Below are 17,335 nucleotides of genomic sequence, written 5' to 3'. Positions count from 1 at the left end.
GCGCTCAGTCCTCCGGGGAGCGGGTGGGGGCGCCGGGGGCGGCCGGGACGGGGGCCGCGGTGGGGTCCGTCGCGGCCGGCGCGCTCGGCGCCGGGTCCGTGGTGGGGGCGGCCGGGGCCAGGGCGTGCCGCAGGTCCATGGCGAGGTAGTAGGGGCGGTCGTGGGCCTGGTTGTAGGCCACCTCGTGCAGCAGCCGGCGCAGCCGCAGCAGCCGCCACAGCGGGTGGCCGGCGGGGGACGCCCCGCCGCGGGCGTAGCCGTCGAGCAGCAGCCGCAGCACCCTGGCCCGCCAGGCGTCCGCGGCCAGGTGCACCCGGCGGAGCACCGCGCGCCGCCCGGGCGGCCAGCCGGGGGTGCCGACCAGGGCGCCGGCGGTGTCCAGCAGCGCGGCCCGGGCGGCGCTCAGGTTGTCGGTGCCCAGCAGGTGGGCCGCGTGCTCGGCGGCCTCGTCGGCGGTGAAGTACTCCAGGGCCCGCTGCACGGCCACCAGGTCCTGCCAGGGCGACTGGTCGGGGTAGTGCGGGGAGTCGGGGTCGGCGCAGGGCGTCGACAGGTCGATCACGCACAGCTCCCAGCCGCCGTCCGCGCGGTCGTCCGCCCCGTCGCGCGGGCGGCACAGCAGGTGGGACAGGTGCAGGTCGCCGTGGCAGGGGCCGCTGGGCGGGGCGGAGGTGGCCGGGTCCCGCAGCCGGGCGCGGATCCCGGTGACCTCCCGGCGCAGGGCGTCCAGGGCGGCGCGGGACACCCGCGCGGGCAGCCCGTCCCCGGCGGCCACGGCCGGGGCCAGCTCGCCGAGCCGGCGGGCCGCCTCGTCCAGGTGGTGTTCGGCGGGGAACGGCAGGTGGGAGGCGGCGCCCTCGCCGATGCGGGCGCGCAGGTCGTCGTGGAAGCCGCGGAGGAAGCTGCCGGCCCGGCGCAGTTCCCGCTCCAGCGGCGCCAGGTGGGCGACGGCGGTCCGTTCCGGCGCGGCGGCGTCCCGCAGCAGCGGCCACAGGGAGCGCATGTTCGCCCGCAGCGGCGCGTCGACGCCGTCGCCGGGCGCGTAGGCGTAGACCACGCCGAGGGGGTGGCGCACGCCGGTGCCGGTGTCGAGGTAGCCGTAGTCGCCGGCCAGGGCCGGGGTGCGGCCGCCGCCGTCCATCAGCCGCAGCAGGTCCGGCTCGCGGGTGTCCGGGTCGAGGGCGCGGTAGGTCTTGTGGATGTGCGGCCGCCCGGCGAGGTCGACGAGGGAGAGCGCGTTGGAGGACCAGCCGCGGGCGAACGGCAGTTGGCGCACCGGCCGGTCGCCGTCCGGTCGGCCGGCGGGGCGGAACTCGACGAGGTGTCCGCGGGCGGTGCGCAGCGGCCGTCCGGCCAGCACGCGCCGCACCGCGGCGGTGTCGAACGCCGCGGTGCCGTGCGCCTCGGCGAGGGCCGCGGCGCCCGCCGGTCCGGCCGGGAGCGCCACCGGGACGAAGTAGCGGGTGCCGTCGGCGGTGCCGCCCTCGGGCGCCACGACGAGCAGCAGGAGCCGGCCGTCCGGGTTCCGGCCCTCCGGTGGGGCGGGCGCGGGCAGCTCGGCCCAGTCCGCGATTCGGAAGCGGTCGGCGCGGCGCTGGTGCTCGGGCAGCCACGGCGCGGCGCGCAGCAGGGCGGCCAGGGCGGTGCCTGGGACGCCGTCCGGCTGGGTGTCCATCGGTCAGCTCCCGGTCATCTCGTAGGCGTTGAGGCCGCGCCGCCACACCTGGAGGGCGATCAGCGCGGTGACGGCGGTGACCACGGGCGTCCACACCAGGAGGGTGGTGGTCCCGTGCAGCAGGTAGACGGCGGGCACGTAGGAGGTGAAGGCGAACGGCAGCACCCAGGTGAGCAGGCCCCGCAGCGGCGGCGCGTAGATGTCCAGCGGGTAGCCGGCGAAGTCGGCGAGCTGGTTGGCCGCGTACATCGCCGGCAGGCTGGTGGTGGTCCACAGGGCCAGGGAGGCGAGGAGGAGCTTGATGCTGGCGTGGATGACGGCGCCGCAGACCACCAGCGCGGCGCCGAGCAGCAGGGTCGCCGGGGACGCCTCCAGGTCGAGCCGCCAGGCGGCGTATCCGGTGACGAGCAGGCCGGTGGCCAGTTCGCCCAGGCCGTCGGGCAGCAGGAAGCGCTCGGAGAGCAGGGCGAACAGCGGGTTCACCGGGCGGATCAGGTAGCGGTAGAACTCGCCGCGCTGCACCAGCTTGCGGCCGAGTTCCCACAGCTGGTCGGTGAACAGCCGGTCCAGGCCGCGCGGCAGCAGGGAGAAGCCGAGCAGGAACAGCGCCTCGTGGTAGCCCCAGCCGCCGACGCTCGGCACGTGGCGGAAGACCAGGGCGACCACCAGCACCTGCAGTCCGACGCGGACCAGCACGGAGGCGGCGCCGAGCAGGAAGTCCGCCCGGTACTCGGTGAGCCGGTGCAGGCTGACGCCGCCGAGGAAGACGGCCAGCCGGAGGTGGCGGAGCAGGCCGCCGGCCGCCCGGACCGGGCGGGGCCGCGCCGCCGGGGAGGGCCGCTGCCACTGGTTCATCCGCCCAGCACCTCCAGCCGGCGCACGGCGGCGCGCCACGCCAGGGCGCAGACCGCCAGCAGCACCGCCGCCCACAGCAGTTGACGGCCGATCAGCGCGGCGGCCTCCCCGGCGCCGGAGTAGCGGCCGAGCGCCAGGCGCAGCGGGGTGTCGACCATGCCGGCGAACGGCAGCGCCGAGGCGACGGCGGCGAGGCCGCCGGGCATCAGCGCGATCGGCACGAGGCGCCCGGCGAAGAAGGCCACCACGGACTCCTTGACCAGGCGGACGCCCCAGGTGTTGGTGGTGACGAATCCGCTCATGCCCACCAGGAGGTTGATCGCGTAGGCGATGACCGCCGAGACGGTGGTGGCCACGGCGAACAGCGCGGCGTCGGCCGGGGTGGGCAGGTGGATCGGCAGGACGACCGTGAACAGGGCGAGCACCGGCACGGCGACCAGGGCGGCGTTGACCAGCACGACCGGGACGGCGGCGAAGAACCGCACCACCGGGTAGCTGACCGGGCGGGTCAGCGCGACCGCGATGTCGCCCCGGTAGATCTCCGAGGAGACCTCGTCGTCCACCCGGTTGGCGTGCAGCAGGTGCAGCACTTGGGCGAGCAGCAGGTAGGTGGTGATGCCGTCGCGGTCGAAGCCGCCGGGGCCGCCTCCGGGGGCGTCGGCGTAGACGGCGCGCCACAGGAAGATCTGCACGGCCGCGCTGGCGGCGGCGGTGATCCCGTTGATCAGCAGGATGGAGCGGTACCGCAGCAGGGTCTGCAGCCCGCTGGTGGCGAACGGCAGGTACCGCCGCACCGCCCGCCACGGGTTCGGCCGGCCGGCGGGTGGTGTGGCGGGCGGGGCGGCTGGGCGGTGGCCAGGGCTCACGCGACCGCCTCCGGGGCGCCGGCCCGGCCGGACCCGCCCGGGGCGCCGCCGCGGGTGCCGCCGGAGGAGTAGATGTCGCGGATGACGGTCTCCAGGTCCGGTTCGGGGGCGTAGCAGTCGGTGATGTCGAACCGTTCCAGCAGGAAGGCGAGGACCTGGCGGGAGGTGAGCCGGTCGCTGGGGTAGTCCACCCGGACCCGGCCCTCCGGGGTGACCGAGGTGGTGACGTCGGCCAGCGCCTGGGCGATCTCCCGGGCGGTCTGCTCGGGCGGGGTGTCGCCCCGGTGGTCGAAGAGCACGCTGCGCTGTTCGGCGGTGCGCAGCAGTTCGGTGAGCGTGCCCTGGTGGATGACCCGTCCGCGGTCGACGACCAGGGCGTGGTCGCAGATGGCGGCGATGTCGCTGATGTCGTGGCTGGTCAGCACCACCGTGGTGCCCAGCTCCCGGTTGACCCGGTTGACCAGGGCCCGCACCGCCTCCTTGAGCAGCATGTCCAGGCCGATGGTGGGCTCGTCGAGGAAGACCACGGCGGGGTCGTGCAGCAGGCTGGCGGCGACCTCGGCGCGCATCCGCTGGCCGAGGCTGAGCTGCCGCACCGGGGTGGTGCCGAGCGCGTCGATGTCCAGCAGTTCCCGGTACAGGCTCAGGTTGCGCCGGTAGACGGCCTCCGGGATGTCGTAGACGCGGCGCAGGATGCGGAAGGAGTCCGGCACGGAGAGGTCCCACCACAGCTGGCTGCGCTGGCCGAAGACCACGCCGATGTTCCGGGTGCCGCGCCGGCGGTCCCGGTAGGGCTCGACGCCGGCGACCAGGCAGCGGCCGGAGGTGGGCGTCATGATGCCGGTGAGCATCTTGATGGTGGTGGACTTCCCGGCGCCGTTGGCGCCGATGTACGCCACCTTGGCGCCCTCCGCGATGGTGAAGGACACCCCGTCCACGGCCCGCACCGTCCGGTGGCGGCGGGTGAACAGCGTGCTCAGGCTGCCCAGCAGGCCGGGGCGGCGCTCGTACAGCCGGAACTCCTTGACCAGCTCCTCGGCGACGATCACGCGGCCTCCCCCGCCCCGGGACCGGCCTGGCCGGTGACCCGCTCCAGCGCCCGGCCCAGGATGGCCGCGCCCTCCTCCAGCAGCGCCACGTCGATGGTGAAGGGTGGGGCCAGGCGGATGATGTGGCCGCCGACGCTGGTGCGCAGCCCCATGTCCAGCGCGGTGGTGTACACGGCGCGGGCGATCTCGGGGGCGGGTTCGCGGGTGCGCCGGTCGCGGACGAACTCCAGGCCGTGCAGCAGCCCGAGGCCGCGCACGTCGCCGAGGACGTCGAACCGGGCGTGCAGGGCGGCCAGCCGGTCGGTGAGCAGGTCGCCGAGGGTGCGGACCCGGTCCACCAGGGCGTCCCGGGCCACCACCTCCAGGGTGGCGCGGGCGGCGGCGATGCCCAGCGGGTTGCCCGCGTAGGTGGAGGCGGTGGAGCCGGCGGCCGAGGCCGCCGGGGAGCGCAGCACCTCGCTCCGCCCGGCCAGCACGGCGAACGGGAAGCCGGAGGCGGTGCCCTTGGCGAGGGCGACGAGATCGGCCTCGGCGCCGAGCGCCTCGGAGGCCAGGAAGGAGCCGGTGCGCCCGCCGCCGGTCAGCACCTCGTCGGCGACCAGCAGAACGCCGTTGTTCCGGCACTCCTCGGAGATCTGCTCCCAGTAGCCGGGCGGGGGCACGATCACCCCGGCCGCGCCCAGCACCGGTTCGAAGACCAGGGCGGAGACGTTCGGCTTGCTGGCGATGTGCCGGCGCACCAGGGTGGCGCAGCGCAGGCCGCAGCTGGGCCGCTCCAGCTCCAGCGGGCAGCGGTAGCAGTAGGGGGAGTAGCCGAGCACGCTGTTGCCGGCGAACGACTGGTTGCCGATGTCCCAGTGCACCAGCATCCGGGCGCCGAGGGTCTTGCCGTGGAAGCCGTGCCGCAGCGCCCCGATCCGGTTGCGGCCGGGCGGGGCGACGGCCTGCACCACCCGCAGCGCGGCCTCGACCACCTCGGCGCCGGTGGAGAAGAAGGCGTAGGTGTCCAGCCGCTCCGGCAGCAGTCGGGCCAGCAGGTCGCACAGTTCGGCGCGGCCGGGGGTGGCGGAGTCGTGGACGTTCCACAGCCGGCCGGCCTGCTCGGTGAGGGCGGCGACGACCTCGGGGTGGCCGTGGCCGAGGGACTGGGTCAGCGTGCCGGCGGCGAAGTCGAGGTACTGGTTGCCGTCGAGGTCGGTCAGCACGGCGCCGCGTCCCTCGGTGAACACCCGGCGGGCCAGGGCGCTCTCCTCGGACGCCCCGGGGGCCAGGTGGCGGGCCTCGCGCTCCAGGTGGCGGCGCTGGAGCGGACCGGGGCCGGTCATCGGCCCTCCGCGGGGGAGCCGTCCCGCGCGGGGGCGACGTCGAGGACCAGCAGGTGGAGGTCGTCGCTGGCGGAATCGTTGACCAGGCCGTGGACGCCGTACGGCCGGTTGACCACGACGTCGCCGGCGCGGACCCGGAACTCCTCGCCGTCCAGGTGCATCAGTCCGCTGCCGCGCAGCACGAGGTAGGTCTCCTCGTCGTCGCCGTGCCGGTGCACCCCGATGGAGCTGCCCGGGGGGAGCACGGCGAGGTCGACGAAGGCCATCTCGGTGCCGGGGGCGCCGGCGGGGCGCCGGTAGGCGCGGTGGGCGTGCAGCGTGCCCCGGCCGCCGTGGTCGTGGGTCTTGGGCAGGAGCAGGTCGCGGTACAGGTTGGGCACCCGGTGCCGGCCGGGGGCGGCCGGCGGGGTGCCGGGCCGCGGGTCCCGCGGGGTGTCAGGCGCGGTCATGGCCACGGGCCTCCGTCCGGTCGGTGGCGGCGGGGGCGTGCCCGGCGGCGGTGCCGGGGCGGGCGGCGCGGGCGGCCAGGGCGTCCAGGGCGGCCCCGAGCACCGGGGCGGGCAGGTCGTCCAGGTCGTCGACGAAGGTCGCGGTGCCGACCGCGGTGGGCACCACCAGGTGCAGCCGGCGGCCGCGCCGCTCCCAGGAGGAGACCAGGGCCTGCCGCATGAGGTCCGGGGTGCAGGTGGCGGCGTCGAAAACGGGCAGCCCGAGGAGTTCGAGCAGGTCCACGACGCGGTCGCACTCGGCCGGATCGATCAGTCCGAGCAGCCGGGCGAGGTGGCTGGACAGCGCCATGTCGATGGCGACCGCCTCACCGTGGGCGACGCGGTGGTCGCTGGCCGTCTCGATCACCGGGCTGAAGGTGTGTCCGAAGTCGACCAGGCGCGCGAGCTGGTGTTCGCGCAGGTTGGGGCAGAGCTCCTCCATCATCAGCCGCATCGAGGTGCGGATGACCCGGTGCTCCAGGTCGCCCTCGGCGCGCGGGTCGCCGGCCCGGCGCGGGCCTAAGAAGACGTCGGGGGCGTCCTCCAGGAGCCGGAAGAGCTCCGCGTCGCGGATGACGGCCATCTTGACGATCTCGCCGAGGCCGCAGCGGACCTGCCGCGGCGGCAGCGTGGCGAGCAGCGCCGGGTCGTTGATCGAGGCGTGCGCGGGGTGGTAGGCGCCCAGGAGGTTCTTGGTGTGCAGCGCGTTGACGCCGGTCTTGACCCCCACGCCCACGTCCACCTGCCCGACCAGGGTGGTGTTGACCTTGATGTAGCGGATGCCGCGCGCGTACATCGAGGCGGCGAAGCCCACCACGTCGCAGAGCACTCCCCCGCCCACCGCGAGCAGCACGCCGTGCCGGTCCAGGCCCTCGCTCTTGGCGCGGGCGCAGACCGCCTCCACCGAGGCCAGGGTCTTGCGGTGCTCCCCGGTGGGCAGCACGGCCACGCTCCAGCTGCCCGGCTCCAGCCGGGCGGTGAGGTAGTCGCGCAGCCGGGCGCCGTAGAGCCGGTCGACGGTGGGGCTGACGAAGGCGACCACCCGGCGGCCCTCGCACTGCCGGGCCAGCAGCGGGTTCTCCGGGTCGAGGACGCCGTCGGTCACGTCCACCCGGTAGGCGGTGCCGTCCGGCGCGCGCAGCGCGAAACCCCCGGGGTCCTCGTGGACGCCCTCTCTCGTCTCCGTCGCGGTGCCGGCGGCGACCCGACCGAGCGGCGTCGCCTCGCGTGTCCTGTCCGGTGTCCCGGCCCGCACTCCAACCTGGCCCGCCACTGAACTCTCCTCGGGGTCGTGCGGGACCGACCGGCGGCGCGGCGTCGCACCCCCGGCCTTCCCCCAACTGCCATGGGCGGAAAGCGATACGACGGGGAGTCAAACACTCGGATGACACCCGATCAAGCCCTTGCAGCAAATTTCCGCAACAGTCTTGCTTGGGCGTCATGTTGTCTGTCATGGTCGGTGGGGCGGGGCACCGGCCGCTGGACCGAGGAACCCTGATGTTCCGCGAGGAACCAGCGGAATCCAGGGCGACGAGGGAAGCGCCGGTCACGGCCCCGCAGGCGAAGGCGCGGCCACTCCAGGCCGACCAGGCTGGCGGTCCGCCCGCACTGGTCCGACCGTGACGGGGGTTCCGAGAAAGCCATGGCGAGGTCCATGAAGGCTCTTGTGCTTGCCGGGGGAACCGGGACCCGGCTGCGTCCGTTCACCCACACCAGCGCGAAACAGCTGATCCCGGTCGCCGGCAAGCCCGTGCTCTGCTACGGCCTGGAGGCGATCGCCGCGGCGGGCGTCCACGACGTCGGGCTCGTCGTCGGCGACCGCGGCGATGAGGTCCGCGAGGTGGTCGGCGACGGGGCCCGGTTCGGCCTGCGCGTCACCTACGTGCGGCAGGAACGCCCGCTCGGCATCGCCCACGCGCTGCTGACCGCCCGGGACTTCCTCGGCGAGGACGACTTCCTGCTCTACCTCGGCGACACCTTCGTCACCGGCGGCCTCGGCGAGCTCGCCGAACGGTTCCGCCGGGAACGGCCGGACGCCCAGTTACTCCTCTCCCGGGTGCCCGACCCGACCGCCTTCGGCGTCGCCGAACTCGACGAGTCGGGCGAGGTGCTCCGGCTGGAGGAGAAACCGGAACGCCCCCGCAGCGACCTCGCCCTGGTCGGGGTCTACTTCTTCACCCCCGCCGTGCACGAGGCCGTCCGGGCCATCCGGCCCTCCGCCCGCGGGGAGCTGGAGATCACCCACGCCGTGCAGGAGATGATCGAGCGCGGACTGCGGGTGCGCGCCACCGTCGGCTCCGGGTACTGGCGCGACACCGGCAGCGTGGAGGACCTGCTGGAGGTCAACCGGCTGGTGCTGGAGGACGTGCAGCCCCGGATCGACGGCAAGGTCGACGCCGACAGCAGCGTCGTCGGCCGGGTGCGGATCGCCGAGGGCGCCGTGGTGCGCGGCTCGCGCATCGTCGGTCCGGTGATCATCGGCGCCGGAGCGGTGGTCACCGACTCCTACGTGGGACCGCACACCTCCATCGGCGAGGGCTGCCGGATCGACGGCAGCGGCATCGAGTACTCGGTCGTGCTGCGCGACTCCCGCATCGACGGCGTGCGCCTGGTCACCGCCTCGCTGATCGGCCGGAACGTCACGGTGACCTCCTCCGCCCGGCCACCGGGCGCCCAACAGCTCCTCCTCGGCGACCACAGCACCGTGCGGGTGGCCGGATGAGCGCCACCCGGATCCTGGTCACCGGTGGAGCCGGCTTCATCGGCTCGCACTACGTGGACGCGCTGCTCGGCCCGGACGGCCCCGGCGACGTCGCCGTCACCGTCCTGGACCGGCTCACCTACGCCGGCGACCCGGCCAACCTGGAACGGGTGCGCGACCACCCCGCCTTCACCTTCGTGCACGGCGACGTCTGCGACCCGCTGCTGGTCGACGACCTGGTCGCCGACCACCACCAGGTGGTGCACTTCGCCGCGGAGTCCCACGTCGACCGCTCCGTCGAGGACGGCTCGGCCTTCGCCCGCACCAACGTGCTGGGCACCCAGACGCTGCTCCAGGCCGCGCTCCGGCACGGCGTGGACGCCTTCGTGCAGGTCTCCACCGACGAGGTCTACGGCTCCGTGCCGCACGGCACCAGCGCCGAGGACGCCCCGCTGCGGCCCAGCTCCCCGTACGCGGCCACCAAGGCCGCCGCGGACCTGCTCGCCCTCGCCCACCACCGCACCCACGGCATGGACGTCCGGGTCACCCGCTGCGCCAACAACTACGGCCCGCGGCAGTACCCGGAGAAGATCGTGCCGCTGTTCGTCACCCGCCTGCTGCGCGGGCTGCCCGTGCCGCTGTACGGAGACGGCGCCCAGGTGCGCGACTGGCTGCACGTGGAGGACCACGTGCGCGGCGTGGAGCTGGTGCGCACCCGGGGGCGGGCCGGCGAGGTCTACAACATCGGCGGCGGCACCGAGCTCGCCAACCGGGAGCTCACCGGCCTGCTGCTCTCGCTCTGCGGCGCCGACTGGGACCTGGTGGAGCACGTCGCCGACCGCAAGGGACACGACCGGCGCTACCGCGTCGACGACACCAAGATCAGCACCGAGCTGGGCTACCGCCCGCGCCGGGACTTCGCCACCGGGCTCGCCGAGACGGTCGCCTGGTACCGGGACAACCCGTCCCGCTGGCAGCCCTCCCCGCACCCCGCCGCCGTCTGACCGCCGCACGCCCAGGCCCCGCCCGGGGCCGTCCAGAAGGGAAACCCGCGCAGCCATGCCAGCCGCCGACCAGCTGCTGCCCAGCACGGAACGCGCCCTGCTGCGGCGCCTCGCCGTCGCCCAGGTCGAGGGACGGGTGCCGTCCGTCCTGGCGGCCGTCATCCGGGACGGCCGCACGGTGTGGACCGGCGCCCGCGGCCGGGTGGACGGCCGGCCGCCCACGCCCGACACCCAGTACCGCATCGGCTCCACCACCAAGACCTTCACCGCCGTCCTGGTGATGCGGCTGCGCGACGCCGGCCTGCTGGACCTCGCCGACCCGCTGGACCGGCACCTGCCCGGCACCGCCGCCGGGGACCGCACCATCGCCCAACTGCTCTCGCACACCGGCGGCCTGGCCACCTTCCCACCCGGCGGCTGGCCGCGCGTGCCCGGCCCCACCGAGCTGCCCACCGGCCCCGAGCTGCTGATCGAACGCGCCGGGCGGCGCTACCACTACTCCAACCTGGCCTTCGCGCTGCTCGGCCGGGTCGTCGAACGCCTGCGCGGCACCAGCTGGGCGGACGCCGTGAGCGGGGAGATCCTGAAGCCGCTCGGGCTGGCCGACACCACCACCGCGCCCCGCGCCCCGCACGCCACCGGCTGGGCCGTCCACCCCTGGGCGGAGACGCTGGTGCCGGAACCCGCCGCCGGCGGCGGGGCGATGGCCCCCGCTGGCGACCTGTGGTCCACGCTCACCGACCTCACCCGCTGGGCCGTCTTCCTCGGCGGGGACACCGGCGAGGTGCTGCACCCGGACACCCTCGCCGAGATGCGCGAGCCGGCCGTCGTGGAGGACGGCGACGAGTGGTCCCTGGGATTCGGCCTCGGGCTGCAGCTGCTCCGGGTCGGCGGCCGGCGCATCGTCGGCCAGCCCGGCGGCGCCCCCGGCTTCCTCACCACGGTCTGGGCCGACCCGGCGGAGCGCACCGGCGCGGTCTTCCTCGCCAACACCAGCTCCGGGGTCAGCCCCAGCCTCGCCACCGACCTGCTGGGCATCCTCGCCGAGCGGGAACCGGCCGTCCCGGCGGAGTGGCTCCCCCGCGAGGTCGCGCCGGACCTGCTGGAACTGACCGGTTACTGGTACTGGGGGCCGCGCCCGCACGTGCTGCGGATCCGCCGGGACGGCCTGCTCGACCTCGGCCAGGTCAACGTGCGCACCCGCCCGTCCCGCTTCCGCGCCCGCCCCTGCCGCTTCCGCGCCGAGCCCGACGGCACCTGGACCGGGCTGGACGGCGGCCACGCCGGGGACACCCTGCGCGTCGTCCGCGCCCCGGACGGCACCCCGACGGCGCTCGACCTCGGCGCCGTCGTCCTCACCCGCCAGCCCTGCGCGGAGGTGCCCTAACCCGCCTCGGCGGAGCCCGCCGAGCGCAGGAAGCTCGGGCTCGGCGCGAAGAAGTACTCGGCGCCCCGCACCGTCACCAGCGGGCCGACCGAGATGTCTTGGAGGTAGGGGCTGATCACCACGTTGCCCTCGTCCTCGAAGACGATCTGGTCGTGCGAGCCGTAGTCCCGGGGCCACGCCTGCGGGGCCGGCTCCGTCCCCGGCGGCGGCTGCGAGATCAGCGGATCCAGCCCCACCCCCGGCCGCAGGAAGTCCGGGAAGCCGCTCCAGGACACCTGGGTGAACTCGAACTGGTCCACGATGCTGGCCTGGGCGCTCAGGAAGAGCAGGCCCACCTCGTCCTCAGGCGCCGGATCGAGGGTCTGCGGACCGAAGCTGACGCCCCGCCGGGCGATCCGCCGGGCCTGCGAGCCGCCGAGCGGGATGCCCAGCTGCGCCCGGGTGTCCCCGCGCGGGTTCACCTTGCGGATGTGGGCGTGCAGCGGGCACCGCACGCCGTCGGCGTCCCCGTCGTAGGTGAAGTTGTTCGGCAGCGTGGTCCAGCCGGGCACGTCCTGCACCACCACCGGGGTGCCGTCGCGGAACCGCCCGACCATGTAGGCGCCGGCCAGCTCCTCGTCCGCGGGGGTCGCCTCCTCCCGGCCCGCCTCCAGGGCGATCGCCTCCGCGACCCGGCGCCGACCGTCCTTGAAGGCCGCGACGTCCTGGCGCAGCTTGCGGTAGGCGAAGTAGGAGCCGTGGCCGTCCGGGCCGCCGCCCGGGTCCTTGATGAGGACCAGCGCCAGCGGGGCGCTGGAGTCGTAGCCGTCGATGCCGCCGTTCCTGCGCCGCGCCTCGGCGATGTCGCTGGCGAAGAACAGCGGCTGGCTGATCCCGTCGACGAAGCCGAAGTGCTCCCGGACCGGGGCGCTGGCCAGCGGCCGGCCGTCGTCGTCCAGCCGCATCGCCACACCGGTCTCCCGGTGCGCCACCTCGCCGATCGGCGTTCCGGCGGAGTCGGTCCCGGCCAGCGACGCCTCGATCGCGGCGACCGTCGCCGCCAGGTTCTCCGCGTCGTCGTCGGCCACCAGGACCAGCGCGTGCAGTTCCCCCTGGTAGCCGGCCTCCCACTCCTCCACCGCGGGATCGCGCAGCTTGGCGAGGATGCTCGCGTCCTTCGAGCCCAGCAGGAAGCTCGGATCGTCCGGCATCCGGTCCGCCAGGCCCAGCGCCCGGTACCCGGCCGCCGACAGCGCCAGGTTCACGAAGGCCCCGCCGTCCGGGAGGATGGTTATCGCCCTGGCCTTGGCACGGGGATCGAGGATGCCCTCCACCACGGCCGCCGCCTCGGCCCGCGCGAGCGAGGCCTCGAACTGTTCGAGCGCGGTGGTGACATGGGTGTCCGCCATCATGGCCAGCCAGCCGCCACAGGCCGCCGGATCACCGGTGAACCGCACGAAGAGGTGCTCGCTGTGGTCGCGGCCGTGGCTCTTCAGGATGTTCCCCTGGGTGTCGGCCAGCGCGGCCGTCAGCGACGCGCTGGCCTGGGGGGCGATCGACGTCTGCATGAGGTTGATCGGCACGGACTGCTCCTCCTGATCGGCGGTGGCACGGGAAGGCTTCGGTGGAGCGGCTCGCCATGACTATGAGCCGAACGCGTGACCCCGGAACCGACCGCTCACCCCAACGGGTGGCGATCTCCACCCGCGCGGGTGAACCCCGGCCCGCTCAGCCGCCGGCCGCCAGGCCGCGCAGGGCGGCCGACTCGGAGGCCAGCACCGCCGGATCGTCGCTGGGCAGCGGACCCAGCAGCGCGTCCACCGGCCCGCCCGCGCCCCGCAGCACGGCGAACACCTCCCGCCACATGGCCTGACGGAACATCAGCGTGTGCCGCGTCCGCCCCGGCCACCAGGAGAACGCCCACACCTCGCGGACCCGGGGCAGCAGCGGCGGCAGCGTCCCGGCCACCTCCGGCGCCGGCATGCCGACCGGCGGCCACCAGCAGGCCGTCAGCCCGGGGTGGTCCACCTCGTCCAGCAGCCAGCCGGTGTCCGGCGCCGGCCCCGCCCCCTCGACCACGGTGCCCAGGCCCTCCCCGGCCGCCCGCTCGACGGCCCGCCGGACGCCGGCCACCGTCGCCCGCCGCTCCGCGGCGTCCAGGCCGGGGCCGCCGCCCGGCACGACCAGGCGGATCCGCGGCGCGCCCAGACGGCGGGCCGTCGCGAGCACCGCGCGGAACTCCGCGGCGTCCTCCAGGCCGGCCCGCGGCACGGGACCGTAGGAGGAGACCGCCAGGCCCGCCTCCCGCGTCCGCCGCCCCGCCTCGTCGGCGGCCACGGCGTCCCCGAGGCGCACATGGCGGCGGCTGTCCCACTCCAGGGTGCTGAGCCCGGCCGCGGCGGCCGCCCGGACCACGGCGTCGATCCCCAGCCCGCCCAGCGCCGAGGTGTGCAGGCCCGGCGCGATCACCGGCCGGACGCCGGCGGCGGCGGGGCGGGGCGAGGCGGCGCGCGGCGACGGGCTGGCAGGATCCATGGTGTAGGGCATATCCGGGATCGCCGACCGGCGCAAGCGGTGACGGACGGCCGGTCCCTGACGGCCGGTCAACCGGACCGGCGCCGGCCGCGTCCTCCGTTTCACGGAGTCGGGTGCCGGCCGGACGGCCGGGGTATCACCCCGACGCCACCGGGCCGGCGGGGCGGGCGACGCCCCGGACCCACCGGCCCCTGAAGACGACCCGAGGGAGCAGCGCATGACCATCCCGCCCGCCCGCCGCGTCGCGGTCAACGGCGTCACGCTCGACGTGGTGGACGCCGGCTCGGGGCCGGCCGTCCTCCTGCTGCACGGCTTCCCGGACCGTGCGGCGATGTGGAGCCACCAGATCGAGACGCTGACCGCCGCCGGCTACCGGGTCGTGGCGCCCGACCTGCGCGGCTTCGGCGACAGCGACCGCCCCGCGGAGGTCGACGCCTACCGGATGCCGGTGGTGCTCGGCGACGTGACCGGGCTGCTGGACGCCCTGGAACTGCCCACCGCCACGGTGGTCGGGCACGACTGGGGGGCCGTGGTCACCTGGTCGCTGACCATGGCCGCGCCGGACCGGGTGGAGCGGCTGGCCGCGCTCTCCGTGGGGCACCCCGCGGCCTTCGCCGCGGCCGGCGCCCGGCAGCGCCAGCTCTCCTGGTACATGCTGTGGTTCTGCTTCCCGGGGGCGGCCGAGAAGGCGCTGCCGGAGGACGACTGGCGGTGGCTCCGCCAGTGGGCGCACGACGGGGTCCCGGACGACGACCCCGTGCTCACCCGCCACCTCGCGGACCTCGCCCGCCCCGGCGCGCTGACGGCCGGCCTCAACTGGTACCGCGCCAACGTCGACCCGGTGCGCTACGTCCAGGCCGGGCCGAGCGGACCGCTGCCGCCGATCGGCTGCCCGGTGCTCGGGGTGTGGAGCGACGGGGACATGGCGCTCACCGAGGAGCAGATGACCGGCTCGCGGGAGTTCGTCCAGGGGCCGTGGCGCTACGAGCGGCTGGAGGGCGTCGGCCACTGGTTCCCGGAGCACGCCGCCGAGCGGCTGTCCGCCCTGCTGCTGGACTGGCTCAAGGACAGCTGAGCCGGGGGCCGGCCCCGGGGCCTGACGCGGCGCGGTCGGTCACCGCCACCGCGCGGCCGGCCCCGGGGCCGGCCGGCGGGGAGTTCAGGAGGCGTCCGCCGCGGCGCCGGCCGGGCGGAACCCCGGCAGCGGCCGCAGGTCCCCCAGGTCGACCGCGTCGGCCATGGCGGCCGTGCCGGCGTCGTCGGGGTGGAGTCCGTCCCCGCTGTCGTAGGCGGGCGCCAGGGCCCGCGGGTCGGCCGGGTCGGCGGGCAGCACCGTGCCGCCGATCACCCGCACGCCGCGGGCGTGCGCCCGGTCGACGACCTCCCGGTAGCCGGCGATCAGCTGCTGCCGCCGAGGGCGCGGCGCAGCGTGCGGGCGGTCTCGGCGGCGTGCTCCTCGTCGCGGTAGCGGGTCCGTGGCCAGAAGAAGCCACGCAGCCCGTCCTTCGGGTTGCGCGGCACGACGTGCGCGTGCAGGTGCGGCACGGACTGGCTCACCCGGTTGTTCACCGCCACCAGTGAGCCGGCGGCGCCAAAGCCGTGCTCCATCGCGCCGGCCAGCCGCTGCACGGCGGCGAGGAAGCCGCCGAGGCGGTCCGCCGGCAGCTCGGTCAGCGTGGGGACGTGCTCCCGGGGAACCACCAGGGTGTGCCCGGGGAACAGCGGGCGGGTGTCCAGGAAGGCCACCACCTGCTCGTCCTCCCACACCCGGTGGGCGTCCGCGCCGCCGGCGATCGCGCAGAAGGGGCAGTCGGATGTCTGTCGCGCCATGCCCTCCAGTCAAGCCCCGGGCTGCTCCCCGGGCCAGAGCTGGAGAGCCTCCCGGGTTCCCGGGAAGGGCCGGCCGTGGTGCAGGTGGGCGACGGTGCCGGAACCGAGCGAGGCCAGCGCGGCAGCGGTGCGGCGACGCAGTTCGTCCGGGAGCAGGGCCAGCGCCTCCTCCACCGGCAGGAACAGCGCGGCGCGCAGTTCGCCGTCGACCAGCCGCAGCTCACCGAGTTGCTCGGGGGTCAGCGGGCCCACGTGGTAGAGGTAGGTGAGCACGGTGCGCCCGAACACGCTGGCCGGCACGGCGTCCACCACCAGCAGCCGCCCCACCGCCGGTTCGATGCCGAGTTCCTCGGCGAGTTCGCGGCGCAGCGCCTCCACCGGGAGCTCGGTGCTGTCCATCAGCCCGCCGGGCAGGTCCCAGCCCGGTTTGTAGACCGGGTCGACGACCAGCAGCCGCCCGCGTTCGTCCTGCACCACGGCGTCCACCCCGGCGAGCGGGCCGGGCTGTTCGGCGAACCAGGCCACCAGCTCCGGATCGGCCGGCTGGACGGGGCTGGCGGGTGGGAGCTGGTCGCCCTGGTGGCGGTGGTGCATGGCGGTCCCCTCTCGCGCTGTCGCGGCCCGCACGCGTCGTGGCCGTGGAAGGCCCCACCCCCGTGCCGCGGCTCCGGCACCCTGCTGAACGACCCACCCCCCGATCGGGTTACCGGCCGCCCCCCGTTCGGGTGATGTCGTGACAGCCCTCCGGGGCGGCGGGCGAGCCGGCTCCGGCTAGCCGACCAGCTGCTCCAGCAGGTCGGCCCCGTCGGCGCCGCCCCGCGCGGCGCGGGGGTCGGTGTCGGCGCCGTGGTGGTCCAGGACGGGGTTGGCGCTGAGGATCGCGTGCTGCATCCGGCGCAGCGCGAGGGAGGGCTCCATGCCGAGCTCCCGGTTGAGCGTGGAGCGCAGCGAGCCGTAGACGTGCAGCGCGCGGTCGCGGCGACCGGAGCGGTACAGGGCCAGCATGTAGAGGCTGTGGATCCGCTCGTGCATCGGGTGCATGGCGGCCAGCGCGGTGAGGTCGCCGAGCAGCCGCTGGTGCCGGCCGAGCCACAGGTCGGCCTCGGCGGCGCGGGCGAGCACGCCGAGCCGGCTCTCCTCCAGGCGGGCGATCTCCACGTCGAGCAGCGGGCCGGCCTCCAGGTCGGCCAGCACGCTGCCGCGCCACAGCCGCAGTGCCTCGTGGTAGCGCTCGGAGGCGGTAGCGTGGTCGCGCCGGGTCATCGCGCGGTGCCCGGCGGCGGCCAGCCGCTCGTACTCCAGGACGTCGTTGCCGGCGCCGCCGGTGTCCAGGCAGTACCCGGCGTAGCGCAGGGCGAGCACGTCCTTGGCCGGGGCGGCGGGGGTGTCCGGCGGTACGGCGGCGGCGATCAGGGTGCGCAGCCGCAGCACATAGGTCTGCAGGGTGCTGAGCGCGCTGCGCGGCGGTTCGCCCTCCCACAACTCCTCCATGAGGGAGGGAATGGGAACGACCCGGCCGGCGTACAGGCTGAGCAGGCCCAGGAGTTTCCGGGGTTTCGCGGCGGTGGGAACGACGTCCCGGCCGTACCGGGTGACTTCCAGTGGGCCGAGGACTTTTACCTGCATGTGCATGTCCATTAT

General features: G+C 75.4%; 17 protein-coding genes. 4 read left to right on the top strand and 13 right to left on the bottom strand.

Going from position 1 to position 17,335, the window contains the following annotated elements:
- Positions 1–4 precede the first annotated feature (4 nt).
- Genes FHU37_RS05840 through FHU37_RS05810 form a run of 7 tightly spaced genes read right to left on the bottom strand, consistent with a single transcriptional unit; the run spans position 5 to position 7,531 of the window.
- The gene (locus FHU37_RS05840; protein ID WP_179813148.1) at positions 5–1,675 is read right to left on the bottom strand and encodes a hypothetical protein; all 1,671 of its coding nucleotides are present in this window, start codon (positions 1,673–1,675) and stop codon (positions 5–7) included.
- A gap of 3 nt (positions 1,676–1,678) precedes the next feature.
- On the bottom strand, positions 1,679–2,530 hold the full coding sequence (locus FHU37_RS05835; RefSeq protein ID WP_179813147.1) for an ABC transporter permease: 852 nt from the start codon (positions 2,528–2,530) through the stop codon (positions 1,679–1,681).
- Positions 2,527–3,396 carry an ABC transporter permease gene (locus FHU37_RS05830; RefSeq protein ID WP_179813146.1) on the bottom strand — a complete coding sequence of 290 codons (870 nt, stop codon included), beginning with the start codon at positions 3,394–3,396 and terminating at the stop codon, positions 2,527–2,529. Before FHU37_RS05830 ends, FHU37_RS05835 begins: the two co-directional genes overlap by 4 nt.
- Positions 3,393–4,445: an ABC transporter ATP-binding protein gene (locus FHU37_RS05825; protein WP_179813145.1), complete on the bottom strand. Its 1,053-nt coding sequence runs from the start codon at positions 4,443–4,445 to the stop codon at positions 3,393–3,395. The genes FHU37_RS05830 and FHU37_RS05825 overlap by 4 nt, the downstream gene beginning before the upstream one ends.
- The gene (locus tag FHU37_RS05820; RefSeq protein ID WP_179813144.1) at positions 4,442–5,770 is read right to left on the bottom strand and encodes an aspartate aminotransferase family protein; all 1,329 of its coding nucleotides are present in this window, start codon (positions 5,768–5,770) and stop codon (positions 4,442–4,444) included. The genes FHU37_RS05825 and FHU37_RS05820 overlap by 4 nt, the downstream gene beginning before the upstream one ends.
- The gene (locus FHU37_RS05815; protein ID WP_179813143.1) at positions 5,767–6,219 is read right to left on the bottom strand and encodes a cupin domain-containing protein; all 453 of its coding nucleotides are present in this window, start codon (positions 6,217–6,219) and stop codon (positions 5,767–5,769) included. Before FHU37_RS05815 ends, FHU37_RS05820 begins: the two co-directional genes overlap by 4 nt.
- On the bottom strand, positions 6,206–7,531 hold the full coding sequence (locus tag FHU37_RS05810) for a sedoheptulose 7-phosphate cyclase (protein WP_312892446.1): 1,326 nt from the start codon (positions 7,529–7,531) through the stop codon (positions 6,206–6,208). Before FHU37_RS05810 ends, FHU37_RS05815 begins: the two co-directional genes overlap by 14 nt.
- A 381-nt stretch (positions 7,532–7,912) precedes the next feature.
- On the opposite strand from FHU37_RS05810, the gene FHU37_RS05805 reads away from it, so the two are divergent.
- Genes FHU37_RS05805 through FHU37_RS05795 form a run of 3 tightly spaced genes read left to right on the top strand, consistent with a single transcriptional unit; the run spans position 7,913 to position 11,350 of the window.
- A complete protein-coding gene (locus FHU37_RS05805; protein ID WP_179813142.1) occupies positions 7,913–8,980 on the top strand; it encodes a glucose-1-phosphate thymidylyltransferase in 1,068 nt (355 codons plus the stop codon).
- A complete protein-coding gene (gene rfbB, locus FHU37_RS05800; protein ID WP_179813141.1) occupies positions 8,977–9,963 on the top strand; it encodes a dTDP-glucose 4,6-dehydratase in 987 nt (328 codons plus the stop codon). Before FHU37_RS05805 ends, rfbB begins: the two co-directional genes overlap by 4 nt.
- Positions 9,964–10,018: 55 nt before the next feature.
- Positions 10,019–11,350, top strand: coding sequence for a serine hydrolase domain-containing protein (locus FHU37_RS05795; protein ID WP_179813140.1), 1,332 nt, complete (start codon positions 10,019–10,021; stop codon positions 11,348–11,350).
- Here the strand turns inward: FHU37_RS05795 and FHU37_RS05790 are convergent.
- Together FHU37_RS05790 and FHU37_RS05785 are read right to left on the bottom strand one after the other, a co-directional pair.
- Positions 11,347–12,912 (bottom strand): Dyp-type peroxidase, encoded by a 1,566-nt coding sequence (locus FHU37_RS05790; RefSeq protein WP_179813139.1) that lies wholly within the window; start codon positions 12,910–12,912, stop codon positions 11,347–11,349. The two genes, FHU37_RS05795 and FHU37_RS05790, sit on opposite strands and share 4 nt — an antisense overlap.
- Before the next feature lie 145 nt (positions 12,913–13,057).
- Positions 13,058–13,864, bottom strand: coding sequence for a sugar phosphate isomerase/epimerase family protein (locus tag FHU37_RS05785; protein ID WP_179813138.1), 807 nt, complete (start codon positions 13,862–13,864; stop codon positions 13,058–13,060).
- A 217-nt stretch (positions 13,865–14,081) separates the two neighbouring features.
- Between FHU37_RS05785 and FHU37_RS05780 the strand changes: the two genes are divergently transcribed.
- The gene (locus tag FHU37_RS05780; RefSeq protein WP_179813137.1) at positions 14,082–14,939 is read left to right on the top strand and encodes an alpha/beta fold hydrolase; all 858 of its coding nucleotides are present in this window, start codon (positions 14,082–14,084) and stop codon (positions 14,937–14,939) included.
- Between the two features lie 84 nt (positions 14,940–15,023).
- Here FHU37_RS05780 and FHU37_RS05775 read toward each other — a convergent pair whose 3' ends face one another.
- The 4 genes from FHU37_RS05775 to FHU37_RS05760 all read right to left on the bottom strand — a co-directional run bounded on the left by FHU37_RS05775 (position 15,024) and on the right by FHU37_RS05760 (position 17,326).
- Entirely contained in the window at positions 15,024–15,218 is a 195-nt protein-coding gene (locus FHU37_RS05775; protein ID WP_179813136.1) for a hypothetical protein, read from the bottom strand.
- A 44-nt stretch (positions 15,219–15,262) separates the two neighbouring features.
- The gene (locus FHU37_RS05770) at positions 15,263–15,694 is read right to left on the bottom strand and encodes an HIT family protein (protein WP_179813135.1); all 432 of its coding nucleotides are present in this window, start codon (positions 15,692–15,694) and stop codon (positions 15,263–15,265) included.
- A gap of 9 nt (positions 15,695–15,703) precedes the next feature.
- Positions 15,704–16,288, bottom strand: coding sequence for an NUDIX domain-containing protein (locus FHU37_RS05765; protein WP_179813134.1), 585 nt, complete (start codon positions 16,286–16,288; stop codon positions 15,704–15,706).
- Positions 16,289–16,465: 177 nt separating this feature from the next.
- Complete coding sequence (locus tag FHU37_RS05760) at positions 16,466–17,326, bottom strand: AfsR/SARP family transcriptional regulator (RefSeq protein ID WP_312892445.1); 861 nt, start codon at positions 17,324–17,326, stop codon at positions 16,466–16,468.
- Between the last annotated feature and the right edge of the window lie 9 nt (positions 17,327–17,335).

Source organism: Allostreptomyces psammosilenae, from assembly GCF_013407765.1.
Classification (GTDB): domain Bacteria; phylum Actinomycetota; class Actinomycetes; order Streptomycetales; family Streptomycetaceae; genus Allostreptomyces; species Allostreptomyces psammosilenae.
The sequence above is the reverse complement of the archived record's forward strand: the minus strand, read 5'-3'. Positions and strand labels throughout refer to the sequence as shown.

What these genes read in the sequence shown, in the direction of transcription:
- FHU37_RS05840 (WP_179813148.1), bottom strand. Translation starts at nt 1,675, where the DNA reads ATGGACACCCAGCCGGACGGCGTCCCAGGCACCGCCCTGGCCGCCCTG.
- FHU37_RS05835 (WP_179813147.1), bottom strand. Translation starts at nt 2,530, where the DNA reads ATGAACCAGTGGCAGCGGCCCTCCCCGGCGGCGCGGCCCCGCCCGGTC.
- FHU37_RS05820 (WP_179813144.1), bottom strand. Translation starts at nt 5,770, where the DNA reads ATGACCGGCCCCGGTCCGCTCCAGCGCCGCCACCTGGAGCGCGAGGCC.
- FHU37_RS05815 (WP_179813143.1), bottom strand. Translation starts at nt 6,219, where the DNA reads ATGACCGCGCCTGACACCCCGCGGGACCCGCGGCCCGGCACCCCGCCG.
- FHU37_RS05805 (WP_179813142.1), top strand. Translation starts at nt 7,913, where the DNA reads ATGAAGGCTCTTGTGCTTGCCGGGGGAACCGGGACCCGGCTGCGTCCG.
- rfbB (WP_179813141.1), top strand. Translation starts at nt 8,977, where the DNA reads ATGAGCGCCACCCGGATCCTGGTCACCGGTGGAGCCGGCTTCATCGGC.
- FHU37_RS05795 (WP_179813140.1), top strand. Translation starts at nt 10,019, where the DNA reads ATGCCAGCCGCCGACCAGCTGCTGCCCAGCACGGAACGCGCCCTGCTG.
- FHU37_RS05785 (WP_179813138.1), bottom strand. Translation starts at nt 13,864, where the DNA reads ATGGATCCTGCCAGCCCGTCGCCGCGCGCCGCCTCGCCCCGCCCCGCC.
- FHU37_RS05780 (WP_179813137.1), top strand. Translation starts at nt 14,082, where the DNA reads ATGACCATCCCGCCCGCCCGCCGCGTCGCGGTCAACGGCGTCACGCTC.
- FHU37_RS05770 (WP_179813135.1), bottom strand. Translation starts at nt 15,694, where the DNA reads ATGGCGCGACAGACATCCGACTGCCCCTTCTGCGCGATCGCCGGCGGC.
- FHU37_RS05765 (WP_179813134.1), bottom strand. Translation starts at nt 16,288, where the DNA reads ATGCACCACCGCCACCAGGGCGACCAGCTCCCACCCGCCAGCCCCGTC.
- FHU37_RS05760 (WP_312892445.1), bottom strand. Translation starts at nt 17,326, where the DNA reads ATGCACATGCAGGTAAAAGTCCTCGGCCCACTGGAAGTCACCCGGTAC.